This is a genomic window from Nostoc sp. UCD121 (genome assembly GCF_014222285.1).
Taxonomy (GTDB): Bacteria; Cyanobacteriota; Cyanobacteriia; order Cyanobacteriales; family Nostocaceae; genus Nostoc.
In genome coordinates this window covers 1-4,820 of record NZ_JACKZS010000348.1, presented here as the reverse complement: position 1 = coordinate 4,820, position 4,820 = coordinate 1, and the positions used below count along the sequence as shown (strand labels likewise).

5 protein-coding genes are annotated in these 4,820 nt (G+C 39.5%); 4 read left to right on the top strand and 1 reads right to left on the bottom strand.

Annotation, left to right across the window (positions count from 1 at the left end; all coding sequences use genetic code 11):
- The 4 genes from GNF10_RS35240 to GNF10_RS38165 form a co-directional block, all read left to right on the top strand.
- The coding region (locus tag GNF10_RS35240) for a hypothetical protein (RefSeq protein ID WP_185607418.1) at positions 1 to 813 on the top strand (813 nt) is incomplete at its 5' end.
- Positions 806 to 988 (top strand): hypothetical protein, encoded by a 183-nt coding sequence (locus GNF10_RS35235; protein ID WP_185587220.1) that lies wholly within the window; start codon positions 806 to 808, stop codon positions 986 to 988. The genes GNF10_RS35240 and GNF10_RS35235, both read left to right, overlap by 8 nt.
- 114 nt (positions 989 to 1,102) lie before the next feature.
- Positions 1,103 to 1,714: a hypothetical protein gene (locus tag GNF10_RS35230; protein ID WP_185587218.1), complete on the top strand. Its 612-nt coding sequence runs from the start codon at positions 1,103 to 1,105 to the stop codon at positions 1,712 to 1,714.
- 135 nt (positions 1,715 to 1,849) lie between these two features.
- Positions 1,850 to 2,074, top strand: a complete 225-nt coding sequence (locus GNF10_RS38165; protein ID WP_221643795.1) for a hypothetical protein — start codon at positions 1,850 to 1,852, stop codon at positions 2,072 to 2,074.
- A 1,869-nt stretch (positions 2,075 to 3,943) separates the two neighbouring features.
- Here the strand turns inward: GNF10_RS38165 and GNF10_RS35225 are convergent.
- Positions 3,944 to 4,820: DUF3991 and toprim domain-containing protein (locus GNF10_RS35225; protein ID WP_221644704.1), on the bottom strand; the 877-nt coding region annotated here is incomplete at its 5' end.

The window sequence follows — 4,820 nt, the reverse complement described above, 5'->3', positions numbered from 1 at the left end:
GACCAAGCGTTTCAGTTGGCTTTGATTGAAAACCTGCAACGAGAAGACCTTAACCCTGTTGAAGAAACTGAAGGGATCTTGCACCTGTTGGGAATCCGGCTTCATTGCGATGTAGAAGCCGTCAAATCCTTGCTGTATCGAATGAAAAACGCTCACAGCAAGGGGGAACAGCCCTCAAAATCCTCATTAAATGAATCTAGTAAAAACGTTTCTCCTAACTCAGATAATCCACAATCTGAGGACAACATTTCTGACCAGTTATCCGAGAAAAATGAATCTAGTAAAAACGTTTTTACTAACCCAGATAATCTGCAATCTGAGGACAACGTTTCTGAGCATTTAGCCGAGAAAAATGAATCTAGTAAAAACGTTTCTCCTAACCTAGATGAAGAACAATCAAACACGGTACAACAGGTGTTTGAGAGTCTGGGACTCATGAATTGGCTATCGTTCATCACCACACGCTTACCTTTGCTCAATCTGCCTGAAGAAATTTTAATGGCACTGCGTTCTGGTCAGTTGGAATACACCAAAGCACAAGTGTTGGCGCGGGTAAGAAATAATGAAATCCGAAAAAAACTTTTATCCGAAGCGATAGCTAACTATTGGTCTTTAAGCCAAATTAAAGAAAAAATCACAGATTGGACTGATGATGAACAAACATCCTCGTCTAAAGGATCTAACCAAATACCAGACCGCCTCCAAAATATCACCCAGCGCATTAAAAAGCGTCAGCTTTGGAAAGAGCCTAGAAAGCAAAAGCAGTTGGTAAACCTTTTAAACAAGCTCGAAGCCTTACTAGGGGATGAGTGACTATGACCGCTACAGTCTCACTGCTTCCACAGCCTATCACCGAGCGACTGGGGCATCAGGACAACCCAGAGATATCGGCCAGGGCATTATCCTCAAATATCATTACCGTTGCGCTCTGGTGATTGCGCTCTTTCTGCTCAAGCCTGTGCAATTACGGTATGGTCATCAAAATTGACCATCCTGTAGGGGGATTATGTGGGTTAACTACCTTGATTAAGATATGAATTGCTAGCAGTTATTGAAATACAATTGCTTCAGGCGATTGGCTGTAAAAGGAAAGTTACGTCTCATGGGTGAAGCAAAGCGCAGAAGAAAATTAGACCCGAATTATGGTATCGGTGGAGTAACGCCCAGAGAAAAACCAGAGGTGATTCCTGAGATAATTTACACTGATCGCATTCAGCTAAAAAATCTCCCGTTGACGATTGAATCACTAGCGGATTACGACTTAACAATCATTGACTGTAATTTTCGAGGAATCGACCCAAATTTAATACATGCAAATTTTGAGCATTTGAGAGATGAAGCAATGGGGTTTTGTCAGAAATCTTATTCCTATGGAAGGAAAAATTATCTGAACCCATTGATTAGTAATAAAGAAAATTTAGAGCGGTTAAAAAATCAAATGGGAAATAAACAGGGTGTGCTGTTTATTTATCATGACTATGAACTGTCGGAATTATCTACATTATTTTGGGTTGAAGCAGTAGATTGTGAACGTCAAGTAAAAATGGCTTTAGGAGATTATGTAGGTAGTTGGATTGCTAATTTAGTTAAAGAATCAGCAAGACTTGCATCTCTAAACAACTTCCCCATATTGACTTATTCTCGGATTTCACAAATAAATGATGAAAAGCCAGCCTCATTTTTTCTAGCTAATTTAGCCAATACCTCAAGATAGTTGTCTATTGCTAGACAGTTACCAGTAATAAAATGCCCAAAAATTGCTTGTAGGGTTTCATCAAGTTTTAAAGACTCAAGTCCTGCGATCACTGTCAGTGGTCAAGGTGTCTTTCTTTCCAGGTTTTAAGAACTCGTGGCTCGGAGTCGGCGTAGCGGAGTGGCTCTTGCGGGCTTGCAGGATCTAGTCGGCCCAACCAATAATCTTTCTGCCCGTAAGAGCCACCGACTCAGAGAGCGAAGCGGTCACGAGTTCGTCGGGTCAACACGGCTACTGACGGGTCTACTCCAAAAATCGCATTCAATTCTTGTGATTAAACCTGACCTTGAAATTATCTTCAGTACACTGTTGTCTGCCTAGACACAATAAGAATACTTGATACAAAAATGAGTATTGCGGGTAGCAATAGGGAGTATTTGTGCGGAGAATTTCTGTTTTGCTTCAAACGGACGCTCACACCTTTTGGATCAAAAATGAGTATTTGCGCGTCATCTAAAGCCAAATTATTGCTTAGAAACACATTTTGAGCAAAACTCTACTTTTTCATATTACTCTGCACTACATTTGTAGTATTCCAACTGCACTCCACTTGTGAGTTATAGGGTGGCCGCCGAGATACGTGCAAAAAGAGACACGTTGTAAATAAATATTGCAAACAATCCCTTGTTGATTTACTAACTTGCCCAAAAATGATAATGGATGAATCAAACTTTTGCACGGTAAAACCAAGCTTTCACCCCTTTTTGTCCTTGACACTTGCCCATAAATGACCCTTTACGGGAATGTCTTCATTTGAATATCCAAGTTAAGGTTGAGGCTGAAAGAACGGTAAATCAAGGTTTTTGACAATTGCCTTTACAAAACTTTACAACGTGTCCCATTTTGCGCGTATCTCGGTGGCTACCCTTATACAAAAGCTATGCTGTAAACACCACTTATTACATAGGATTTATGTAGATTACAAGTATTGAAATAGTAGTTCTGAATACCTTGCCCAAGTGGTAGCTGTTGGGTAGCTCAACTGGTGACACCCCGCTACCAGTTGAGCAGTAAAAAAGCGAGTTGTTGAAAATTTGATGATTCCCCAACTGGTAGCTATACAGTAGCCCTACTGCTACCAGTTGGGCATAAGACATATAAAGAAAAATTCTGGTGTAATGCTCACTGAATATGACTTACAGCAAATTTTGAACGCTGGATTCATTCTCAATAACTTCAAAATTATTGAGAATGAATAATACACTAGTGTTGCAATTGTGCTTCAATAATTCTTTCATTAACTTAACCCAGCCCACTTAACATCCGATTTTTTTTCTTCATACCTGAATAGAAATTGTTCCTTTTACAATCTCCACGCTTGTTGATAGAGATGAAACTTGTTTTAAGTGGTGAAATTGTCTGATTAATCACAGTTACAAATAGCAGACATTTTGCACCTAAAACCCCGATTCCTATGCAAAATAGCAGACATTTTGCACAGCTTATACACGCTTTTAACTGTTATAGCTGTCAAGTAACTTTGACTATTCAGTACAAAATGTCTGCTATTTAGAACATCGCTTTGACCAAAAAATTGGTGTCTAATACATACACCAACTAGCTTTTAGCCATTTTTATCAAACTGGCTCATTCTCAATAACTCTAAAATTATTGAGAATATATAATACTTTTGTGTTTCAAGTGTACTTCAAAAAACTGCTCAATCGATCAACTTCTTCAGTAAGTGAATCTGAAATTTCTCCTGTGAGTTCAGCCGTCACTCTATATATTTAACGTTAACTGAAACAGAAACTCGTCTAACGCAACAACTACACTAAACACTCGTAAACCCGTAAACTTGGTGTAGTTTAACCGTATTAAATCAGTCTCATCCGACACTAATATTTTTGGCCGTCCAAAAGGACAGAAACAGTGGTTTTTTGTCCTTTTGGCCGTCCACTGAGCGCCAACCTTACTCAATTGTCATGCTCTGCTGAGAAATGCCCACCTGTCAACGGCCGTCCAAAAGGACAAAAATGACCAGTTTTTGTCCTTTTGGCCGTCCACTGTTTTTGATAAAAATCTTCTATAACTTATATCCAGTCTCAATTACAGCCACTTTTTTGAGCAATTTTTATTGTCAATAAGACCCAGGCTTATTGAGAATACGTAATCATGATATGTTGCAATTGTGTTTCAAAAAGTCTTTCTTGAGCTTAACCCACGAGTCAGGTGTATGCTCGGCGTGGCTCACAGACTAAAACCACGACTACGCGACTGCCGTTCGCGTTCAAGTTCCGCTTCATAAAAATGAGCTTTTAATTCCTGATTCCAATCAGGATAAGTCGGTTTAAATCTTTTACCATTCGGTAACAATTCTAATACTGCACTAGCAGTTTTCTCCCCCTGCTCATCGTTATTAAATGCCAGAACTACCCTATAGCAATTTTTGAGAAATTCTAGGGGTAAATTGTTCGGGTCATCAGCTACCATAAACATTGTTCTCATCGATGGTAAGGCTCCAGTTTTGGCTAGGACATACACACCTACTGACACCGCATCAATTGGCGAAGAACATAAAAAGACGTTTTTAATTTCTTCTTGTGGATTCTGCCCCAAATTTATATGAAACCAACCATTTGAAACAGAGGCGTTTTGGTCATACTCAACAGTCTGATGATTATGTCCGGGGTTTGACCAAACTAATGCACCAGTTTTTTCACCATCCAGATTACGTTTGATAAATAAAATCTGCTTTTGCTCATTGATATAAAGCAAATTGTGGTTATGTAATCTTTCAATAAAAGAATCTGGTATACCGCGTTTCTCACTCAAGTATTTATACAATTTTGGCCACAGAGCTATATCCTCTTGTGGTGGAGTGAACTGAGGCTGTTGCTGTTTGCGTTCAATAAGAAGAAACAGCTTTTCTTTCTCCTCAACTGGGAGTGGTTTCGCAGGTTTTAGCAGCAATTCGTTAATCGGCTCATCATCGCGTTCTGGTTGGTAGTCAATGCCACGATGTTTTTGCAGTCCTGGGAAGGTATAGGTGTAGCGAACTGCAAACATAAACGCTTCAAACCGCAAACAAGGCGATTTTGAAACCACATTCTCTGCAAATAAGGGT